General features: G+C 63.7%; 21 protein-coding genes. 8 read left to right on the top strand and 13 right to left on the bottom strand.

Features of this window, described 5'->3' with window-relative positions; genetic code table 11:
* Positions 1-9 precede the first annotated feature (9 nt).
* The 4 genes from JQ566_RS17470 to JQ566_RS17455 all read right to left on the bottom strand — a co-directional run bounded on the left by JQ566_RS17470 (position 10) and on the right by JQ566_RS17455 (position 2,179).
* Positions 10-198: a hypothetical protein gene (locus JQ566_RS17470; RefSeq protein ID WP_212373831.1), complete on the bottom strand. Its 189-nt coding sequence runs from the start codon at positions 196-198 to the stop codon at positions 10-12.
* A 147-nt stretch (positions 199-345) separates the two neighbouring features.
* Positions 346-657 carry a hypothetical protein gene (locus JQ566_RS17465; protein WP_212373829.1) on the bottom strand — a complete coding sequence of 104 codons (312 nt, stop codon included), beginning with the start codon at positions 655-657 and terminating at the stop codon, positions 346-348.
* A gap of 163 nt (positions 658-820) precedes the next feature.
* Entirely contained in the window at positions 821-1,036 is a 216-nt protein-coding gene (locus JQ566_RS17460) for a dodecin family protein (protein ID WP_212373827.1), read from the bottom strand.
* Between the two features lie 207 nt (positions 1,037-1,243).
* Entirely contained in the window at positions 1,244-2,179 is a 936-nt protein-coding gene (locus tag JQ566_RS17455) for a LysR family transcriptional regulator (protein WP_212373825.1), read from the bottom strand.
* A gap of 59 nt (positions 2,180-2,238) precedes the next feature.
* Here JQ566_RS17455 and JQ566_RS17450 point away from each other — a divergent pair, with 59 nt between their 5' ends.
* Positions 2,239-3,216 carry a Bug family tripartite tricarboxylate transporter substrate binding protein gene (locus tag JQ566_RS17450; RefSeq protein WP_212373822.1) on the top strand — a complete coding sequence of 326 codons (978 nt, stop codon included), beginning with the start codon at positions 2,239-2,241 and terminating at the stop codon, positions 3,214-3,216.
* Positions 3,217-3,323: 107 nt separating this feature from the next.
* On the opposite strand, the gene JQ566_RS17445 is transcribed toward JQ566_RS17450, so the two are convergent.
* The 5 genes from JQ566_RS17445 to JQ566_RS17425 form a co-directional block, all read right to left on the bottom strand.
* A complete protein-coding gene (locus JQ566_RS17445; RefSeq protein ID WP_212373820.1) occupies positions 3,324-3,524 on the bottom strand; it encodes a DUF2158 domain-containing protein in 201 nt (66 codons plus the stop codon).
* A gap of 505 nt (positions 3,525-4,029) precedes the next feature.
* On the bottom strand, positions 4,030-4,770 hold the full coding sequence (locus JQ566_RS17440) for an HAD family hydrolase (RefSeq protein WP_249139523.1): 741 nt from the start codon (positions 4,768-4,770) through the stop codon (positions 4,030-4,032).
* Positions 4,767-5,654, bottom strand: a complete 888-nt coding sequence (gene hemF / locus JQ566_RS17435; protein ID WP_212373816.1) for an oxygen-dependent coproporphyrinogen oxidase — start codon at positions 5,652-5,654, stop codon at positions 4,767-4,769. Before hemF ends, JQ566_RS17440 begins: the two co-directional genes overlap by 4 nt.
* 20 nt (positions 5,655-5,674) lie before the next feature.
* Positions 5,675-6,307 (bottom strand): 7-carboxy-7-deazaguanine synthase, encoded by a 633-nt coding sequence (gene queE / locus JQ566_RS17430; RefSeq protein ID WP_212373814.1) that lies wholly within the window; start codon positions 6,305-6,307, stop codon positions 5,675-5,677.
* Between the two features lie 18 nt (positions 6,308-6,325).
* Positions 6,326-6,784: a tRNA (cytidine(34)-2'-O)-methyltransferase gene (locus JQ566_RS17425; RefSeq protein ID WP_212373812.1), complete on the bottom strand. Its 459-nt coding sequence runs from the start codon at positions 6,782-6,784 to the stop codon at positions 6,326-6,328.
* Positions 6,785-7,062: 278 nt separating this feature from the next.
* On the opposite strand from JQ566_RS17425, the gene petA reads away from it, so the two are divergent.
* From petA to JQ566_RS17390, 7 genes are all read left to right on the top strand, one after another.
* Positions 7,063-7,593 carry a ubiquinol-cytochrome c reductase iron-sulfur subunit gene (gene petA / locus JQ566_RS17420; RefSeq protein WP_212373810.1) on the top strand — a complete coding sequence of 177 codons (531 nt, stop codon included), beginning with the start codon at positions 7,063-7,065 and terminating at the stop codon, positions 7,591-7,593.
* A 62-nt stretch (positions 7,594-7,655) separates the two neighbouring features.
* Positions 7,656-9,728, top strand: a complete 2,073-nt coding sequence (gene fbcH / locus JQ566_RS17415) for a cytochrome b/c1 (RefSeq protein WP_212373808.1) — start codon at positions 7,656-7,658, stop codon at positions 9,726-9,728.
* A 239-nt stretch (positions 9,729-9,967) separates the two neighbouring features.
* Positions 9,968-10,642: a dienelactone hydrolase family protein gene (locus JQ566_RS17410; protein ID WP_212373806.1), complete on the top strand. Its 675-nt coding sequence runs from the start codon at positions 9,968-9,970 to the stop codon at positions 10,640-10,642.
* Between the two features lie 43 nt (positions 10,643-10,685).
* Positions 10,686-10,913, top strand: coding sequence for a hypothetical protein (locus JQ566_RS17405; RefSeq protein WP_212373804.1), 228 nt, complete (start codon positions 10,686-10,688; stop codon positions 10,911-10,913).
* Positions 10,901-11,203 carry a type II toxin-antitoxin system RelE/ParE family toxin gene (locus JQ566_RS17400; protein ID WP_349643331.1) on the top strand — a complete coding sequence of 101 codons (303 nt, stop codon included), beginning with the start codon at positions 10,901-10,903 and terminating at the stop codon, positions 11,201-11,203. The genes JQ566_RS17405 and JQ566_RS17400 overlap by 13 nt, the downstream gene beginning before the upstream one ends.
* 263 nt (positions 11,204-11,466) lie before the next feature.
* Entirely contained in the window at positions 11,467-13,632 is a 2,166-nt protein-coding gene (locus JQ566_RS17395; RefSeq protein ID WP_212373800.1) for an anthranilate synthase component I, read from the top strand.
* Positions 13,633-13,641: 9 nt separating this feature from the next.
* Positions 13,642-14,181 carry an adenine phosphoribosyltransferase gene (locus tag JQ566_RS17390; protein ID WP_018323310.1) on the top strand — a complete coding sequence of 180 codons (540 nt, stop codon included), beginning with the start codon at positions 13,642-13,644 and terminating at the stop codon, positions 14,179-14,181.
* A gap of 23 nt (positions 14,182-14,204) precedes the next feature.
* Here JQ566_RS17390 and JQ566_RS17385 read toward each other — a convergent pair whose 3' ends face one another.
* The 4 genes from JQ566_RS17385 to JQ566_RS17370 all read right to left on the bottom strand — a co-directional run bounded on the left by JQ566_RS17385 (position 14,205) and on the right by JQ566_RS17370 (position 17,732).
* Entirely contained in the window at positions 14,205-14,873 is a 669-nt protein-coding gene (locus JQ566_RS17385) for a P-loop NTPase family protein (protein ID WP_212373798.1), read from the bottom strand.
* Between the two features lie 62 nt (positions 14,874-14,935).
* Positions 14,936-15,688 (bottom strand): P-loop NTPase family protein, encoded by a 753-nt coding sequence (locus tag JQ566_RS17380; RefSeq protein ID WP_212373796.1) that lies wholly within the window; start codon positions 15,686-15,688, stop codon positions 14,936-14,938.
* A 208-nt stretch (positions 15,689-15,896) separates the two neighbouring features.
* Positions 15,897-17,138, bottom strand: a complete 1,242-nt coding sequence (locus JQ566_RS17375; protein ID WP_212373794.1) for a M48 family metallopeptidase — start codon at positions 17,136-17,138, stop codon at positions 15,897-15,899.
* A 33-nt stretch (positions 17,139-17,171) separates the two neighbouring features.
* Positions 17,172-17,732: a LemA family protein gene (locus JQ566_RS17370; protein WP_212373792.1), complete on the bottom strand. Its 561-nt coding sequence runs from the start codon at positions 17,730-17,732 to the stop codon at positions 17,172-17,174.
* Positions 17,733-17,852: the final 120 nt, after the last annotated feature.

The raw sequence follows: 17,852 nt of genomic DNA, 5'->3' as shown, positions 1-17,852 counted from the left end.
CGCGCCAGTCTAGTCTTCGTCCGGCTCGCGCACGACCGCCGGTTCGTCAGCGTCATCTTCCTCCTCCTCGTCGTCGTCTTCGTCCTCGTCCTCTTCGTCGTCATCGGGATCTCTTGGCGGCATCGCGGTGCCCATGAGCACGAGCGGTGTCCAGCCGGCCGCCGCGGTGGAAGATGTTTCGGAGGTGTGTTGCTTCATATTGTTGCTACTCCTCGAAAAGTCGCGCAGTCGCATTTCCCTGGCCAACGACCTGCAGATGTCCAGGGCCCGATCGCTGCAAAGACGCGGACCAGGTTGATTGCATCGGCAGCAGGCGGCACCCCATGCAGCTGGCAGCGCTTTCCGCTACTCTATGCCCGAGGACCCGTTAGGCTCTATGTTCACCAAAACCTCGCCGGTGGTGATTTCGGGAACTCCAAGATCGAGGTCATGAAGACTGGCCTGAACAAACGCCAGTATCTTGGCGTTCGCTGCATTGGCGCTTTCGCGGTCGTCAAATATCATCACGGCGATACCAACACCGTCGCCCGCATCCAGCACATAGTAAGATCTGAATCCGTGCGATTGCCTCAGGATCTCACCGACGCCGCTCTTGGCGCGGCGAGCGGCGTCCGCTACCGAACGAACCTTGGTGTACTTGCGAATGACCATGTACATGGGGCTACCACGCGCAACACGCCTCCACGCATCAAAGCATATCGGGGTTAGTCGGACTAGGGCCTACTTCCGAGAGGGTCCAGCGCCCGGTTAGGCGCAGCACTTACGCGCCTTTCTCAATGAGAGATCCCCGCCCCCACAAGTGGGGGCGAGGTGCCGAGGCTCAGGAGCCCTCGAACTTGAACGACACGTTGAGCTTGGCGCGATAGGCCTCGACCTTTCCCTTGTCATCCAGCTGCATATCGAGCTTGACGACCTCTGCAACGCGAAGATCCCGGAGAGATTTTGCAGCTTGCTCGACCGCGTTGGCGGCCGCCTTTTCCCATGAGTCGCTGCTGGTACCGACCAGTTCAATGACCTTGTAGACGCTATCAGGCATGCTGTCCTCCTGTCCGGTAGGAGCAGGAAATCTAGCACCAGGATATTGACGGCGATACGGTCTCGGGGATGCCCGGAGCCGAGAGGCCTGAGACGGAACCCAAACATCGCGCCGCCGACATGCGGGCCTTCGTGGCTCCTGCCTGCGGATCAGAGCAGGCGCCAGGTACCAAGATGGTACGGCTAAGCTTGCTGCAGCCAGGGCGCGCTAGGCCTTATTCTTTGCCATCGCCCGAACCAGGCTCAAGAACTTCTTGAGCACCGGCGACGGATCGTCTCGCCGCCAGGCCAAGCCAAGAAAAGCCTTTGCTGAGGCATCTGCAAGAGGAAGATAAGTGACCCCTTTCATGCGCGCACTCTGCATCGTTGAAGGCACCAGGGCGATGCCCAGTCCAGCCGCCACCAAGCCGAGTGCCGATGTGATTCTGGGGGCCGGCTGGCCAAGACGAGGTGTAAATGCAGCCCTATGGCAAGCTGCGATTGTCTCGTCGTGCAAACCGGTCCCGGCCGGGCCGATCATGATGAACGGATCGTTTGCAAAGCTCTTCAGGGAAGCTGCCTTGGACTTGGTTCTTGCCGCGCGATGATGGCTTGGCAGGGCGGCGACCAAGGGCTCCTCTTGAAGAGGGGCGACGATGACCCCGTCTGCGTGGATCTGGGACGCGCGCACGAAGGCAACGTCCATCTGGTCGTTGTTGAATTGCGCAACGATGTCATTGCTGAGCCCCTCATGCAACACGAGCGAAACCAGCGGATTGGCTTCCCTGAAGCATCGGATCGAGTCTGGAACGAACGGGTTAAACGGCGCTGTTGGCGCAATTCCGATACACAGAGTGCCCTGTTCTCCGCGTGCTGCACGCCGGGTCGCATCGATCGCACGATCGAACTGTGCAAGGACCGCCTTGGCTTCGCTTAACAGGGCTTGACCCGCGACGGTCATTTCGACGCCGCGAGGCGTGCGACGGAAGAGCTGAATGCCCAGATCTCGTTCCATCAGGCTGATTTGTCGGCTGAGAGGCGGCTGCTGCATATCAAGGCGCTCCGCTGCGCGGGTGATATGTCCTTCCTCGGCAACCGCAACGAAATATCTAAGGCGGCGTAGGTCCACAGCATACCCTGAAAGTATCAAGATCGATCCAAGCATATCATAGCGGAATACGGGTCCAAACGTTAGTCGTTCCGTCGCCAAGCAAGGAGAGCGACATGCAACTGCGGAGGCGCGATCTTGTGAACGCCGCGTTGGCGACGATAGGGACATCTTTTCTGCCGCAGATCGCTTTGGCCGAAGGCTATCCGGCGCGAAGCGTACGGCTTGTCGTCGGATTTCCCGCCGGGGGACCGGTCGACATCGCCGGTCGCTTGATCGCCCCTTGGCTTTCCGAGAGACTCGGTCAGGAATTCATCATCGAAAACCAGCCGGGGCAGAGCGGGAATGTGGCGACGAGATCGGTGGTCAAGTCGGACCCTGATGGTCACACGCTCCTCATTTGTGGACCGGTGAACACCATCAACACGACCCTTTTCAAAGGGCTCGACTTCGATTTCGCCCGTGATATCGCGCCCGTTGCGTTCTTGTATCGGGTCCCGCTGGTGATCGAGGTGCATCCCTCCGTTCCAGTCCGGACGGTCACGGAATTTATCGCCCACGCCAAGGCCAACCCGGGCAAGCTCAAGATCGGATTCGCGGGGAGGGGTACGCCTCAGCACATCGGCATCGAGCTGTTCAAGACGATGACCGGCATCGATGTTGAACTGGTGCCGTATCTCGGTTCAACGCCCGCGCTCGCCGCTCTCTTGGCCGGAAGCATTGACGCAATGTTCGATCCCATGCCCTCGTCGATTGCGCACATCAGGCGAGGCGAGCTCATCCCGATTGCGGTGACAACTTCGAACAGGTCTGCGAGTCTGCCCGACGTGCCGAGTGCCGCCGAGACTGTCCCTGGCTACGAGGCCGGTTCGTGGTTCGGCATAGGTGCTCCAAGAATGACCCCGACAGACATTGTCGAAAGGCTCAACCGGGAAGTTAACGCCGCGCTCGAGAACCCCCGCATGAAGACCAGGATTGCAGAGCTCGGGGGAACGAGCATCCTCGGTTCATCGACACAATTCTCCGAGTTCATCGCTCAAGAGACTGAGAAGTACGCCCGCGTGATCCGCTCTGCAGGAATTGAAGTTAATTGAGACGCTGCCCCTCTTGGCCGCTGTACGACATCCAGCGATGTCCGCCATTGGCAGAAGCGGACATCGGGAGCACCGGAGCGGAAAGCTCCGGCCGGGCGAGGATGCGCCTACTCCTCGTCCTCATCCTCGTCGTCCTCTTCCTCCTCTTCCTCGACCTGCACGAGCACGGCGAGCGGCAGCGTCTCGCGGAAGAGATCGCCTTCCATGCCCATCCACAGGCACAGCACCTCGTTCTCCTTCACCTCTGCAACCGTCAGCGGCTGGCCGCCGGATTTCAGCATCACGACATCGCCGGCTTTCAAATCCATAAATTGTCCTTTCGGGTTGATCGACGCGGGGGAGGCTAGCAGGCGGTCATGACACGGGGAAAACGCAGGGCTATCGCATTTGAGAGCTTTTCCCTGTGGCCATCCTTCGAGACGCCCGCTTCAGGCGGGCTCCTCAGGATGAGGACGGAGTGCGCGGCAGCAGTTTCAACAAGCACTGACGCCGCTTAGCCTCATCCTGAGGAGGCGCGTAAGCGCCGTCTCGAAGGACGAGGCGTGCGCGCAGGCCGCCGCAACGAGTCATATGCGATAGCCATGGGGGAAAACGGCGAGGAACGATGGTCCGCGCCAGTCTACGCGAACGGCTCGAACGCCCGGGGACGGCTCACGCGGAAAATATCTCCGTCGCACGCATCCCGACCATGCCATTATGCCCCTGTTTTGCCCGACGGGTCAAAGGAAATTCGTAAAATCCGTAAGCCTTTGATTTTGCAGCGGCGCCCTACTGTGCATGGGGTTGTTTTTCGATATTTTGTTTTGTGCCTGGTCAAGTCTGGTCAGGCAGCAGCTCGCCGAGCGAGCGGATGATGCGGTCGGGCCTGACCGTCGAGCCTTCGGGCAGGCCCTCGCCGTGCACGTCCATCCAGATCGAATAGATGCCGAGGCGCTGGGGCGTCACGACCTCCCATTCCAGATTGTCGCCGATCATCCAGGTATCCCCAGCGGTGACGCCGAGCGCCTCCATCGCGTGCAGATAGGCGCGCTCCTCGGGCTTGCCGAAACCGTGCTCGCCCTCGATCTGGATGTGGTGGAAGCGGTGCGCGAGCTCGAAACGCTCGACCTTGGCGCGCTGCATGTCGGCGGCGCCGTTGGTGACCAGCGCCAGCTTGATGCCGAGCGCCTTGAACTGGTCGATCGCCTCATGCGCGCCGGGGAAGACGAACATCTCCTCCTCGCGATAGGCGGTGAAGCGGTCGGCGAGGCGAATGGCGAGGTCGTCGGGCAGGGCGCGGTGACCGGCGGCCGCGAGCGCGGCGAACCCGCCCTTCACCGTGAGGTGGCGGGCTTCGGCGAGCTTCATCCGCCACGCTGCTTCCGCGTTGGCCCAGAAGTTTCGCGCGAACGCCAGCACCGCGGTTGCGACCATCGGCGGCGGCAGCGGGGCGAGCTCTTCGGCGAATTCGGCCGTGATCGTGTTCCAGGCGATCTCGGGCCGGCCATAGGCCGACAGGATGGTGTCGTCCATGTCGATCAGCATGGCGCGCGGCAGCGGGTTCACAGCGCTCATGGCCACTTCACCTCCGGCGGCAGCGACGACAGGATGGAGTCCACATTGCCGCCGGTCTTGAGCCCGAAGATGGTGCCGCGGTCGTAGAGCAGGTTGAACTCGACATAGCGGCCGCGCCGGATCAGTTGCTCCTCGCGGTCCGCAGCGGTCCAGGCGCTCGTGAAATTGCGCCGCACGATCTCGGGATAGATCTTCAGGAAGGCGCGGCCGACGTCCTGGGTGAAGGCGAGGTCGGCATCCCAGTCGCCGCTGTCGTGCCAGTCGTAGAAGATGCCGCCGATGCCGCGCGCTTCTTTCCGGTGCGGCAGGTGGAAATATTCGTCGCACCATTTCTTGTACTTGTCGTAGTCGGCAACGCCGCTCGGCTGCTTGCAGGCCTCCTTCATCGCCGCATGGAAGGCGATGCTGTCCGCATCCTCCTGCGTTCGCCTTCGCTCCAGCACCGGCGTGAGGTCGGCGCCGCCGCCGAACCAGGCCTTTGTGGTGACGACGAAGCGCGTGTTCATGTGCACGGCGGGCACGTTCGGATTGCGCATATGCGCGATCAGCGAGATGCCGGACGCCCAGAATTCTGGATCCTCCGCGGCGCCGGGGATCTGGGCGCGAAACTCGGGCGCGAACTCGCCGTGCACGGTCGAGCAGTGCACGCCGACCTTCTCGAACAGGCGGCCATGCATCATCGACATCACGCCGCCGCCGCCGGGCGCGCCAGAGTGGTCGGTGCGCTGCCAGGGCGTGCGCTTGAAGCGGCCGGCCTCGCCCGGATAGAGGCTTTGCGGTGCGTCATCCTCGAGCCGCTCGAAGCTCGCGCAGATGTCGTCGCGCAAGCGCTCGAACCAGGCGCGGGCGCGGGCCTTGCGGTCTTCGATTGTCGTAACGTCCATCTGCATTCGTGGGTCGTGTCCTATCTGATGCCGAGCGATTTGTGGGTCTGCACGCTCAGCCGCCATTGCGGATGGTGCAGGCAATAATCGATCGCGCGCGCGGTGTTCTCGATGACCTCGGGCCCGTCCATCGGCTGCAGCGAGAAGCGTTCGAAGGCGAGATCCTCAAATGCTTCGGGCATCGCCAACGCCTGGGGATAGACCAGCTTCAGCTCGTGGCCGCGCCGCACGACCAGCTCGCTGCCGCCCTTGGGGCTGACGCAGATCCAGTCGAGCCCCTCAGGAGCTGCGATCGTGCCGTTGGTCTCGACGCCGATCTCGAAGCCTCTCGCGTGCAGCGCGTCGATCAGCGCGGCGTCGACCTGGAGCAGCGGCTCGCCGCCGGTCAGAACCACGTAGCGGTTGTCGGCCCTCGCACGCCATTGCGCGGCGATGGTGTCGGCGAGTTCCGCAGCCGAGCCGTAGCGGCCGCCGAGGGTGCCGTCGGTCCCGACGAAATCCGTGTCGCAGAACTTGCAGGTCGCATCCCCGCGGTCGGCCTCGCGGCCGCTCCAGAGATTGCAGCCGGCAAAACGGCAGAACACGGACGCGCGCCCGGCATGGGCGCCTTCGCCTTGCAGGGTCAGGAAGATTTCCTTGACCGCGTAACTCAAGTCTCTCTCCTCAACCTGTCAAACTTGCGGGTTCCGAATCTGCCGCAGCGCCTCGCCTGCGGCCATCGCCGCCGTCATGGCGACATTGAGCGACCGCAGCCCCGCCTTGATCGGGATCACCAGGCGCGCATCGGCGGCCTCGACCACCGCGTCGGTGACGCCGGCGCTCTCGCGCCCGAATAGCAGGATGTCCGAGCTCTGGTAACGAAAATCGCGATAGTCGGTGGCGGCCCTGGTGGTGAACAGCAGCAGCCGGCAGCCCTGGCCTGCGCGCCACTCCTCGAATTTCGTCCAGGAGTCATGGCGGGTGAGCCTGACATGGTCGAGGTAATCCATTCCCGCCCGGCGGAACAAGCGGTCGGAGACGGGGAAGCCCGCAGGTTCGATGATATGGGCGGGCATGTCCAGACAGGCGCAAAGCCTGAGAATCGTGCCGGTGTTCTGAGCGATGTCAGGTTGGAAAAGCGCTATCTGCATGGGCGGTGTCAGGGGCAAGGCGGACCGGAAATGTCTCAATAAAACATCGCCCGCCCGGGAATTCGTGCATGGCACGCTCCCACGCCGTTAGCGGGCTTGCGCTCGCCCGGCAAGGGTGCCAATAGAACGATTCTGGACTGCTGTTTCACCCGTTTAGAGGTGAACAAGCCAAGTTCTGCCGCCGCGGGGGGCCGCGGGCGCCGGCAGCCTTTCCGGGGACCTCTTGGGCGCCCCTCGGAGCGGTTCCACCGGTAGCATAAGAAGAAAGGGTTGGAATCGTGACGACAGCGTCTTCGGCGGACCATCCGACACGCCGTGATTTCTTATTCGTTGCAACAGGGGCAGCTGCAGCAGTAGGGGGCGCGGCTGCGCTCTGGCCCTTCATCTCCCAAATGAATCCTGATGCCTCGACGATCGCCGCCGGCGCGCCGATCGAGGTCGATCTCAGCCCGATCGCCGAGGGCCAGGACATCAAGGTGTTCTGGCGCGGCAAGCCGATCTACATCAGCCACCGCACCAAGAAGCAGATCGACGAGGCGCGCGCCGTCAGCGTGGCGAGCCTGCCCGATCCGCAGGCCGACGAAGCCCGGGTCAAGTCCGGCCACGAGCAGTGGCTGGTCGTGATCGGTATCTGCACCCATCTCGGCTGCATCCCGATCGCTCATGAAGGCAGCTACGACGGGTTCTTCTGCCCCTGCCATGGTTCGGTGTACGATACGTCCGGCCGCATTCGCCAGGGCCCTGCGCCCTCGAACCTGGCAGTGCCGCCGTACCAGTTCGTTTCCGACACCAAAATCCAGATCGGCTGAGCTTCGGACCCGCGTCCGAAGCTTCGCGCCGTCTCGTCGTACTATTTCCTCAGGATCGCATCATGAGCGGACCATCCGACTACCAGCCGAGCAATCCGGCCCTGCAATGGATCGAGCGGCGTCTGCCGATCTTTGGTCTCATGCACTCCTCCTTCGTGGCCTATCCCACCCCGCGCAACCTGAACTATTGGTGGACCTTCGGCGCCATTCTCTCCTTCATGCTGGGGATGCAGATCCTGACCGGCGTGATCCTGGCGATGCACTACACGCCGAATGCCGATCTCGCCTTCAAGTCGGTCGAGCTGATCGTCCGCGACGTCAACTACGGCTGGCTGCTGCGCAACATGCACGCGGTCGGTGCCTCGATGTTCTTCGTCGCCGTCTATGTCCATATGTTCCGCGGCCTTTATTACGGGTCGTACAAGGAGCCGCGCGAGGTGCTGTGGATCCTCGGCGTCATCATCTACCTCCTGATGATGGCGACCGGCTTCATGGGCTACGTGCTGCCGTGGGGCCAGATGAGCTTCTGGGGCGCCACCGTCATCACCAATCTGTTCTCCGCCATTCCCTATGTCGGCGAGAGCATCGTGACGCTGCTGTGGGGCGGTTATTCGGTCGGCAACCCGACGCTGAACCGCTTCTTCTCGCTGCACTATCTCCTGCCGTTCGTGATCGCGGGCGTCGTCGTGCTGCACGTCTGGGCGCTGCACGTCGCCGGCCAGAACAATCCTGACGGGGTCGAGCCGAAGACGGAAAAGGACACGGTGCCGTTCACGCCGCATGCGACCATCAAGGACATGTTCGGCGTTTCCTGCTTCCTGCTGCTGTACGCCTGGTTCATCTTCTACATGCCGAACTATCTCGGCGACGCCGACAACTACATTCCGGCGAACCCGGGCGTGACGCCGCCGCACATCGTTCCGGAATGGTATTACCTGCCGTTCTACGCGATCCTGCGCTCGATCCCGAACAAGCTCGCGGGCGTCATCGCGATGTTCGGGGCGATCATCATCCTGTGCTTCCTGCCCTGGCTCGACAGCGCCAGGACCAGGTCGTCGAAGTACCGTCCGCTCGCCAAGCAGTTCTTCTGGATCTTCGTCGTGGTCTGCATCCTGCTCGGCTATCTCGGCGCGCAGCCGCCGGAAGGCATCTACGTCGTTGCCGGCCGGGTTCTGACGGTCTGCTACTTCGCCTACTTCCTGATCGTGCTGCCGCTGCTCGCGCGCATCGAGAAGCCGCGGCCGGTGCCGAACTCGATTTCGGATGCAGTCCTGGCCAAAACCGGGAGCAGGTCGACGCCGATGGTCTCGACCGCGATCATGCTGGCGCTGGCCGGATCATTGTTCGCGGGCTCGATCGACAGCGCGAAAGCGTCTGAAGGCAGCGACTCGCCTCCGGGCAACAAATGGTCGTTCTCAGGCCCTTTCGGCACGTTTGACCGCGGCGCGCTGCAGCGCGGCCTGAAGGTCTACAAGGAGGTCTGCGCCAGCTGCCACGGCCTGTCCTATATCGCCTTCCGCAACCTCGCCGAGCCCGGCGGGCCCGGCTATTCGGTGGCGCAGGCGGCCGCCTTCGCATCGGACTACAAGGTCAAGGACGGTCCGAACGATGCGGGTGACATGTTCGAGCGTCCGGGCCGGGCGGCGGATTATTTCCCCTCGCCATTCCCGAACGAGCAGGCCGCGCGTGCGGCGAACGGCGGTGCGGCGCCGCCCGACCTGTCCCTGATCACTAAGGCGCGCTCCTACAAGCGCGGCTTCCCCTGGTTCATCTTCGACTTCTTCACCCAGTACCAGGAGCAGGGGCCCGACTATGTCACCGCGGTGCTCCAGGGTTATGAGGAGAAGGTGCCGGAGGGCGTCACCATCCCGGAGGGGTCCTACTACAACAAGTACTTCCCGGGTCACGCCATCAAGATGCCGAAGCCGCTCAGCGACGGCCAGGTAACCTACGACGACGGCTCGCCGGCCACGGTCGCCCAGTACGCCAAGGACGTCACCACGTTCCTGATGTGGACCGCCGAACCGCACATGGAAGCGCGCAAGCGCCTCGGCTTCCAGGTGTTTGTGTTCCTGATCATCTTCGCGGGCCTGATGTACTTCACCAAGAAGAAGGTCTGGGCCGACTCGCACTGAGCGGCGCAAGACGAGACGAGATGAAAAAGCCCCCGCAAGGGGGCTTTTTTTGCTTCGTCATTCCGGGGCGCGCGATAGCGCGAGCCCGGAATCCATCGCGCGACAGAGTTGGTGGATGAATGGATTCCGGGCTCGATGCTGACGCATCGCCCCGGAATGACGAGAGTGTGGATTGCGCCGCCCGCTCCCACCGGCCAAAATACCCTCGACCGCTCCCCAGAAACTCACCGGAGGACACCATGGGAACCACCATCACCTTCAAGCGCCCGGACGGCAAGGACGCCTCGGGCTATCTCGCCAATGCCGCGCGCGGCAACGCGCCGGGCGTGGTCGTGATCCAGGAATGGTGGGGCCTGTCGGATCAGATCAAGGGCCTGTGCGATCGCTTCGCGCTCGCCGGCTTCGATGCGCTGGCGCCCGATCTCTACAAGGGCAAGGTGGTGCCGTATCACGACACGGAGAGCGCCAACAAGGAGATGAACTCGCTCGACTTCATGGACGCGACCACGCAGACCGTGCGCGGCGCCACGCAATACCTGTCGCGCAATGGCGCCAAGGTCGGGCTAACCGGCTTCTGCCTCGGCGGTGCCGTCACCATCATCGGCGCGACCAAGATCCCGGAGCTCGCGGCCGGCGTCGTCTTCTACGGCATTCCGCCGGAGCAGGCGGCCAAGCCCGCCGACGTCAAGATCCCGCTCCAGGCCCATTTCGCCAACAAGGACGATTGGTGCACGCCGGAGCTGGTGGGCGGCTTCGAAAAGGCCATGAAGGCCGCCGGCAAGTCGCTCGAACTATTCCGCTATGACGCCGAGCACGCCTTCGTCAACGAGCAGCGCCAGGCCGTGCACGACCGTGAAGCCGCCGAGCTCGCCTGGGGCAGGGCGACGGAGTTTTTCAGGAAGCATCTGGGCTAGGGAACGGGTCGTTTTCAGTACCCAAGTGGTGTATATTCCGTCCATGACCAAGGACTTGGAAGATGTGATCGAGAAGGTGAGAAGGCTGCCGGAAGATCGGCAAGCCTATGTCGCCGAGGTGCTCGAACAGATCGTCGCCAACGACGACGTTCTGTTCGTCGTGCCTGATGACCATCGCGCGGCCGTGCTTGAGGGGCTTGGACAGGCCGAGCGCGGCGAGTTCGCGACCGACGAGGAAATGGCTGCGCTCTGGAAGAAGTGCGGGCTGTGAAGCTTCGGTACGCCCGGCGTGCCCGCACTGATATCAACGGAATTCACGAATATATCTCGGATCACGACAGGCGCGCTGCCAGCGCAGTTGTGAGGCGCATCCGGTCCGCCAGCCAGTTGCTTGCGAAGTATCCGGGCCTGGGGCGTGCGACTGATATGGCCGGAGTTCGAGTCTTTCCGATCGTCCCGTTTCCGTACCTGATCTATTACCGCGTCACCAATGACGCGCTGGAGGTCATCCACGTGCGTCACGGGCGGCGCGATGTGCCGAAACCGGACGAGCTGGTCTGATCCGAGACTCGATCTCGCTGCCGGCGAGCCATCTGTACGGGCAGCGTCGGGGCCCGGCCGCCCTTGACGCCGCCCCCGTGCCATGGTGAGTATCCCGCCCATGAGCACCGCCGTCCGCCCAGCCCGTCTTTGGTGGCGCACCTCCTGACGAGGTGGCCGGTGCGATTTCCTTTCCAAAATCGTCTGAGGTCGCCAACGCAGTGCGGCGGCCTGATCGTTTGTCCTGTGTGGCGTTCCCTCGGCAAGTTTCGTAAGAGGACGACATGAACAGGACAGTCTTTGCCCTTCCGGCCAGAAGCGACTACGTGACCCGCGCGGGTCTTGCGATCACGCGCGTGGCCGAGCAGTTCACCGGCGGCGCCAACAGGCTCGACGATCTCGTGAGCCTGCTCGACCGCCGCCGCGGCGTGGTGCTGTCCTCAGGCACGACCGTGCCCGGCCGTTACGAAAGCTTCGACCTCGGCTTTTCCGACCCGCCGCTCAAGCTCGAGACATCAGGCGTCAATTTCAAGCTGGAAGCGCTGAACGAGCGCGGCCAGGTGCTGATCGCCTTCCTCACCGAGGTTCTGCGCGAGCCCTGCGTGGTCATCTCCGAGAGGACCGCGACGCGTTTGGCCGGCCACATCATCCGCGGCGATGCCCCGGTCGAGGAGGACCAGCGCACGCGGCGTGCCAGCGTGATGTCGCTGGTGCGCGATCTCGTCGCCGCCTTCTCCGCCAATGATGACGGCCTGCTCGGCCTGTTCGGCGCCTTCGCCTACGACCTCGTCTTCCAGATCGAGGACCTCGTGCAGAAGCGCCCGCGCGAGGCTGACCAGCGCGACATCGTGCTGTACGTGCCCGATCGCCTGCTGGCCTATGATCGCGCCACCGGCCGCGGCGTGGTGCTCGCTTACGATTTCGCCTGGAAGGGGAAGTCGACCGAAGGCCTGCCGCGCGAGACCGCCGACAGCCCATACCTGAAGACGCCGCGCCAGGGCTTTGCCGATCACGCGCCCGGTGAATATCAGGCCACCGTCGAGACCGCGCGCGCCGCCTTCGCGCGGGGCGATCTGTTCGAGGCCGTGCCCGGCCAGCTGTTCGCCGAGCCCTGCGACCGCTCGCCGGCGGAAGTGTTCCAGCGCCTCTGCGTCATCAACCCGTCGCCCTATGGCGCGCTGATGAATCTCGGCGAGGGCGAGTTTCTGGTCTCGGCTTCGCCGGAAATGTTCGTGCGCTCGGATGGCCGCCGCGTCGAGACCTGCCCGATCTCGGGCACGATCGCGCGCGGCAGCGACGCGATCGGCGATGCCGAGCAGATCCGCCAGCTCCTTAATTCGGAGAAGGACGAGTTCGAGCTCAACATGTGCACCGACGTCGACCGCAACGACAAGGCGCGCGTCTGCGTGCCCGGTACCATCAAGGTCCTGGCGCGCCGCCAGATCGAGACTTACTCAAAGCTGTTCCACACCGTCGATCACGTCGAGGGCATGCTGCGCCCCGGCTTCGACGCGCTCGATGCCTTCCTCACCCACGCTTGGGCGGTCACCGTCACAGGTGCGCCGAAGCTCTGGGCGATGCAGTTCGTCGAGGATCACGAGCGCTCGCCGCGGCGCTGGTATGCCGGTGCGATCGGCGCGGTGAATTTCGACGGCAGCATCAACACCGGCCTCACCATCCGCACCATCCGCATGAAGGATGGTCTGGCAGAGGTGCGCGTCGGCGCCACCTGCCTGTTCGACTCCGATCCCGCCGCGGAAGACCGCGAGTGCCAGGTCAAGGCCGCTGCCCTGTTCCAGGCGCTGCGCGGCGATCCGCCGAAGCCGCTCTCGACCTTTGCCCCCGATGCCACCGGCTCGGGCAAGCAGGTGCTGCTGATCGACCACGACGACAGCTTCGTGCACATGCTCGCCGACTATTTCCGCCAGGTCGGCGCCAGTGTCACCGTGGTCCGCTATGTGCATGCGCTCGACATGCTCAAGCAGAAGAGGTGGGATTTGCTGGTGCTGTCGCCCGGCCCCGGGCGCCCTGAGGATTTCGGGATCAAGAAGACCATCGATGCGGCGCTGGCGCAGAAGCTGCCGGTGTTCGGCGTCTGCCTCGGCGTGCAGGCGATCGGCGAATATTTCGGCGGCGAGCTCGGCCAGCTCACCCATCCCGCCCACGGCCGGCCCTCGCGGGTCCAGGTCCGCGGCGGCCGCCTGATGCGCAACCTGCCGAACGAGATCGTCATCGGCCGCTATCACTCGCTCTATGTCGAGCGCGACAGCATGCCGGAGGTGTTGAGCGTCACCGCCAGCACCGAGGATGGCGTCGCCATGGCGCTGGAGCACAAGACCCTGCCGGTCGCCGGCGTGCAATTCCACCCGGAATCGCTGATGTCGCTCGGCGGCGAGGTGGGCTTGCGTATTGTCGAAAACGCGTTCCGGCTGGATGCGCCGGTCAATTGAGAGGCACGAATGACTTTTGACCACGACATCAAGGCGAGCGTCCGTACCATTCCCGACTATCCCAAGCCGGGGATCATGTTCCGCGACATCACGACCCTGCTCGCGGACGCGCGCGCGTTCCGCCGCGCGGTGGACGAGCTCGTCAATCCCTGGGCCGGCAACAAGATCGACAAGGTCGCCGGCATGGAAGCGCGTGGGTTCATCATCGGCGGCGCGGTGGCGCATCAGCTCTCCGCCGGCTTCGTGCCGATCCGCAAGAAGGGCAAGCTGCCGCACACCACCGTGCGCATCGCCTACTCGCTCGAATACGGCATCGACGAGATGGAGATGCATGTCGACGCGATCCAACCCGGCGAGCGCGTCATCCTGGTCGACGACCTCATCGCCACCGGCGGCACCGCCGAGGGCGCGGTGAAGCTGCTCCGCCAGATCGGCGCCAACGTCGTCGCCGCCTGCTTCATCATCGACCTGCCCGAGCTCGGCGGCGCCGCCAAGCTGCGCGCCATGGACGTGCCGGTGCGCACGCTGATGACGTTCGAGGGGCACTGAGGGATATCGCCCGGGAATTCAGCCTACGACCGCTGCAGGATCAGGCTGAGCTCCAGCTCCCGGAAGGCGATGTAATTGCGCCGCGTCCATTGGTGCAGCTCTGTCGAGGAGTCCTTCTCCTGGCGCAGATAGCCGGTGAAGGAGAAGGTCAGCCGGTCGATATAGGTTTTCAAGAAGCCCGGCAGCGCGGGCAGGCGGAACAGGCGGCCGCCCGCCATCGCGGCGGGCAGCTCGCCGCGCACGACATATTCGTTGTCGACCGTGATCAGGTTCATCCGCGGGATCTGCCCGCGCAGCATCTCATGGGCGCGGGCCGAGACGCGGTCGGTGTCGGCGACGAACAGGATCTGCGGTGCGACATGGCGGCGCGCGGCTTCCTTGAGGAGACCGATCTCGTCGGTCATCTTGAAGAACTCGTCAAAGGCGTGGAAACCGAGGTCGATGACCTTGGCGAGCCCGTCATCAACGATGACGCGGTCCATCAGCTGCATCTTGCCGTAGGTGTCGATCACGTCGGCGGTCTCGGTGATCTTCGGCAGGTAATCCAGCAGCGACGGCTCCTTCAGGTTGACGTCGAAGGCCGCGACGTTGCCGTTCTTGAGCAGCAGGAATTCGGCGAGCAGCCGCGCCAGCAGGGTCTTGCCGACCTGCGGGCGGGGCGAGCAGATGATGTAGACGGGGGTCGCGGACATTGCAGGCTATTATTTGAGCGAACTCGTCGCCCAATCCAGCCGTATCCGCTCGGGGTCCGCAACTATTTTTCGCTGTTGCGGGTCACCGGCTTCGAACCGACGATGTCGGTCAGGCGGATGCGGTCGAACTCGCTCCAGACGTTCGCCAGCCAGTGCCGGACATAGCCGCGCAGCACGAACGAATAGTTGGCGGCATCGTCGTTGATGCCCTTGTTGGCGACGAATTTCAGGAACGGGACGGAAGACACCTCGACCTGCTCGTAGGCCATTTCGTTGAGCTTGGGGATGGTCAGCTCGGTCGCGTCCTTGATGCGGTGGAAGTAGGAATTGTAGGTAGCCTGGTCCCACTGGAAGAACTGGGTGTCGTTGATGAAGTTCTTCACCAGGAAGTATTTCGCGCCGCCCATGAAGCCGGCGGTCTCGGCGATCTCCTCCAGCGAGGCGATCGAGGGTCCGAGGATGTGGAACACCGCAAAGGTGATCTGGCCGGCCTTGGCGGCATCGAGGAAGCCGATGTCGCGGAGCGAGGCGAGGGCCGGCGAGAGCAGGCCGGCCCGAACGTCGATCACGGTCACCGACGGGCTCACGGTGTTGAGCGTGTCGAAGATCTTCATCTGGTCGGCCGTGGTCGTCATGTCGACGATCTCGGTGATGTCGGGGTGGAAGCGCCTCAGGGTTCCGCGCGGAGACTCCGTGTCGAACGCGCGCGTCGGCACGTTGTTGGCTGAGAAATAATCGAGCAAGGTCCGCGACACCGTGGTCTTGCCGACCCCGCCCTTGTCCGCGCCCACCACAACCACTGCCGGCTTTGCCATTGCTGTCCCCTAACGCGCGCCCCCGATCGCGAGGTCGCAATCGGCCGGGCCCCAAATCGATGTCCCAAAAGACGTCCCAAGTCTGCTGTTGGGCGCGAACATGGCAGAAACAAGGGAGAATTCAATTCCGTAGGCCCCAGTTACGGCAATTCCCGAGGTTTTTCCCGATCACTGGGAAACACGCCCTATGTAGCGGGAAATCACGTCCTCAGTGACGGCCCCACGGTCCCATCGGATTGCCTGCCGGGGCTCCTGAGGGGCCTGGTGCCGGTACGGGCGGCGGACCAGCCGGGCTGGCTGCGTCGTTCCACGGCCCGTGCGGCAGTGGCTGCTGGGGATCCAGCGGGTTGGCCTGCGCCGCGGGTTGTTCCGTCTCGGGCTGATCCGTCTCGGGCCGATTCGTCTCTTCAGCGGGGTCCGGCAGCGGACCGGGGTCACGGCCGCCGGCGAACTTGACCAGCGCGTCGACCCGGGACTGCACGGAAGGATGGGTCGCGAACAGGTCAGCAAAGCCTTCGCGCGGATTGTCGACGCAGAGCTCCATCACGGCCGAGGTCGCGCCCGGCAGCTCGCCGCGGCCCTCGATCTTGCGCAGCGCCGAGATCATGGCGTCGGGGTCTTTCGTCAGTTCGACCGAGCCGGCATCGGCGAGATATTCGCGCGACCGCGATAGCGCGAGCTTCACCACCTGCGACAGCAGCCAGGCCAGCACGATCAGCACGACCGCGATGATGATGACGATGATCGCACCGCCGCCGGAGCTCTTGCTGTCGCTCGACGACGAGGACGACCGCGACGACGAGGAGGAGCCCGAGGACCACGAGCCGCCGGAGCTCGGGCTCCAGTCGAAGCTCGTGAACAGGCGGAAGAACAATTCGCCGAAGAAGCCGACTACACCGGCGATGATGACGGCGACCACCATGAGCTGCACGTCGCCGTTCTTGATGTGGGTCAGCTCGTGGCCCAGCACCGCCTCGATCTCCTTGTCGTTCAGCGCGTCGAGGAGACCGGTGGTGACGGTGATGGAATATTGCCGCGGATTGAGGCCGGTCGCGAACGCGTTCAGCGCCGGGCTCTCCATGATCTTCAGCTTCGGCATGGTGATGCCGCGCGAGATGCAGAGGTTTTCGAGCAGATTATAGAGCCGCGGCTCTTCCTGCCGGGTCACGTCGTGGCCGCCGGTCACGGCATCGATCATCGACTGGTGGAAGAAATAGGCGATCGCGATCCAGGCGATCGCCGCAAGGGTCGCGAAGGGGGCGGCCTTGAGCAGGTCGGCGAAGGCGCGGCTCAGATAGTAGGCCACCGTGCCATTGCCATTGATGATGACCTCGGCCACCAGCGCACCGGCATAGACCAGCACGTAGACCAGCATGAACAGGCCGGCGAGCAGCAGCATCGAACGAAACTTGTTCGAGGCGATGTGCGTGTAGAGACCATACGCGGCCATGACGCGATGCCCTGCCGGCCTATCGGCTCAACCTCAGAACTTCACCTGTGGCGTGGCCTCGACCTCGGTGCGGCTGGTGCCGAGATCGAAGAAGTCCTTCCTGGTGAAGCCGAACATGCCGGCGAACAGCGCAGCGGGCATCTGCTGGATGCCGGTATTGTATTCCTGGACAGCGTTGTTGAAGAAGCGGCGGCTGGCCGCGATCTTGTTCTCGAGATCCGACAGCTCGCTCGCGAGCTGCTGGAAATTGGCGTTGGCCTTGAGGTCCGGATAGGCCTCCGACAGCGCGATCAGCCGGCCGAGCGCGCCGGAGAGCTGGTTCTCGGCTGCGGACACCTGAGCCGGTCCCTGCGCCGACATCGCCGAATTGCGCGCCTTGATGACGTCGTCGAGCGTGCCGCGCTCGTGCGAGGCATAGCCCTTCACGGTCTCGACCAGGTTCGGGATCAGGTCGTGGCGCTGCTTGAGCTGCACGTCGATATCGGCAAAGGCCTGGCCGACGCGCTGGCTCAGCGCCACCAGGCGGTTGTAGGCGCTGAAGGCGAACAGCGCGAGGACGACGATGACGCCGAGAACGATCCAGCCGGTCGACATGGAGAACTCCTGAAGAGGGAAGAAGGCGGGCGCTAGGGTAGACCAAATTGGCGCAGGATAAGAGCCCGACGCAGAGGGGAGGTAAGACTTGGTCGGATGAGGAACCATCCGAGTTCAAGG

Source organism: Bradyrhizobium sp. SZCCT0231, from assembly GCF_018130245.1.
Taxonomy (GTDB): Bacteria; Pseudomonadota; Alphaproteobacteria; order Rhizobiales; family Xanthobacteraceae; genus Bradyrhizobium; species Bradyrhizobium japonicum_F.
This window is presented reverse-complemented; position numbering and strand designations above follow the sequence as displayed.

Bases quoted from the DNA above. Each gene is read 5' to 3' on its own strand.
- JQ566_RS17470 (WP_212373831.1), bottom strand. From the start codon at position 198: ATGAAGCAACACACCTCCGAAACATCTTCCACCGCGGCGGCCGGCTGG.
- JQ566_RS17465 (WP_212373829.1), bottom strand. From the start codon at position 657: ATGTACATGGTCATTCGCAAGTACACCAAGGTTCGTTCGGTAGCGGAC.
- JQ566_RS17460 (WP_212373827.1), bottom strand. From the start codon at position 1,036: ATGCCTGATAGCGTCTACAAGGTCATTGAACTGGTCGGTACCAGCAGC.
- JQ566_RS17455 (WP_212373825.1), bottom strand. From the start codon at position 2,179: ATGCTTGGATCGATCTTGATACTTTCAGGGTATGCTGTGGACCTACGC.
- JQ566_RS17450 (WP_212373822.1), top strand. From the start codon at position 2,239: ATGCAACTGCGGAGGCGCGATCTTGTGAACGCCGCGTTGGCGACGATA.
- JQ566_RS17445 (WP_212373820.1), bottom strand. From the start codon at position 3,524: ATGGATTTGAAAGCCGGCGATGTCGTGATGCTGAAATCCGGCGGCCAG.
- JQ566_RS17440 (WP_249139523.1), bottom strand. From the start codon at position 4,770: ATGAGCGCTGTGAACCCGCTGCCGCGCGCCATGCTGATCGACATGGAC.
- hemF (WP_212373816.1), bottom strand. From the start codon at position 5,654: ATGGACGTTACGACAATCGAAGACCGCAAGGCCCGCGCCCGCGCCTGG.
- JQ566_RS17425 (WP_212373812.1), bottom strand. From the start codon at position 6,784: ATGCAGATAGCGCTTTTCCAACCTGACATCGCTCAGAACACCGGCACG.
- fbcH (WP_212373808.1), top strand. From the start codon at position 7,656: ATGAGCGGACCATCCGACTACCAGCCGAGCAATCCGGCCCTGCAATGG.
- JQ566_RS17410 (WP_212373806.1), top strand. From the start codon at position 9,968: ATGGGAACCACCATCACCTTCAAGCGCCCGGACGGCAAGGACGCCTCG.
- JQ566_RS17405 (WP_212373804.1), top strand. From the start codon at position 10,686: ATGACCAAGGACTTGGAAGATGTGATCGAGAAGGTGAGAAGGCTGCCG.
- JQ566_RS17395 (WP_212373800.1), top strand. From the start codon at position 11,467: ATGAACAGGACAGTCTTTGCCCTTCCGGCCAGAAGCGACTACGTGACC.
- JQ566_RS17390 (WP_018323310.1), top strand. From the start codon at position 13,642: ATGACTTTTGACCACGACATCAAGGCGAGCGTCCGTACCATTCCCGAC.
- JQ566_RS17385 (WP_212373798.1), bottom strand. From the start codon at position 14,873: ATGTCCGCGACCCCCGTCTACATCATCTGCTCGCCCCGCCCGCAGGTC.
- JQ566_RS17380 (WP_212373796.1), bottom strand. From the start codon at position 15,688: ATGGCAAAGCCGGCAGTGGTTGTGGTGGGCGCGGACAAGGGCGGGGTC.
- JQ566_RS17375 (WP_212373794.1), bottom strand. From the start codon at position 17,138: ATGGCCGCGTATGGTCTCTACACGCACATCGCCTCGAACAAGTTTCGT.
- JQ566_RS17370 (WP_212373792.1), bottom strand. From the start codon at position 17,732: ATGTCGACCGGCTGGATCGTTCTCGGCGTCATCGTCGTCCTCGCGCTG.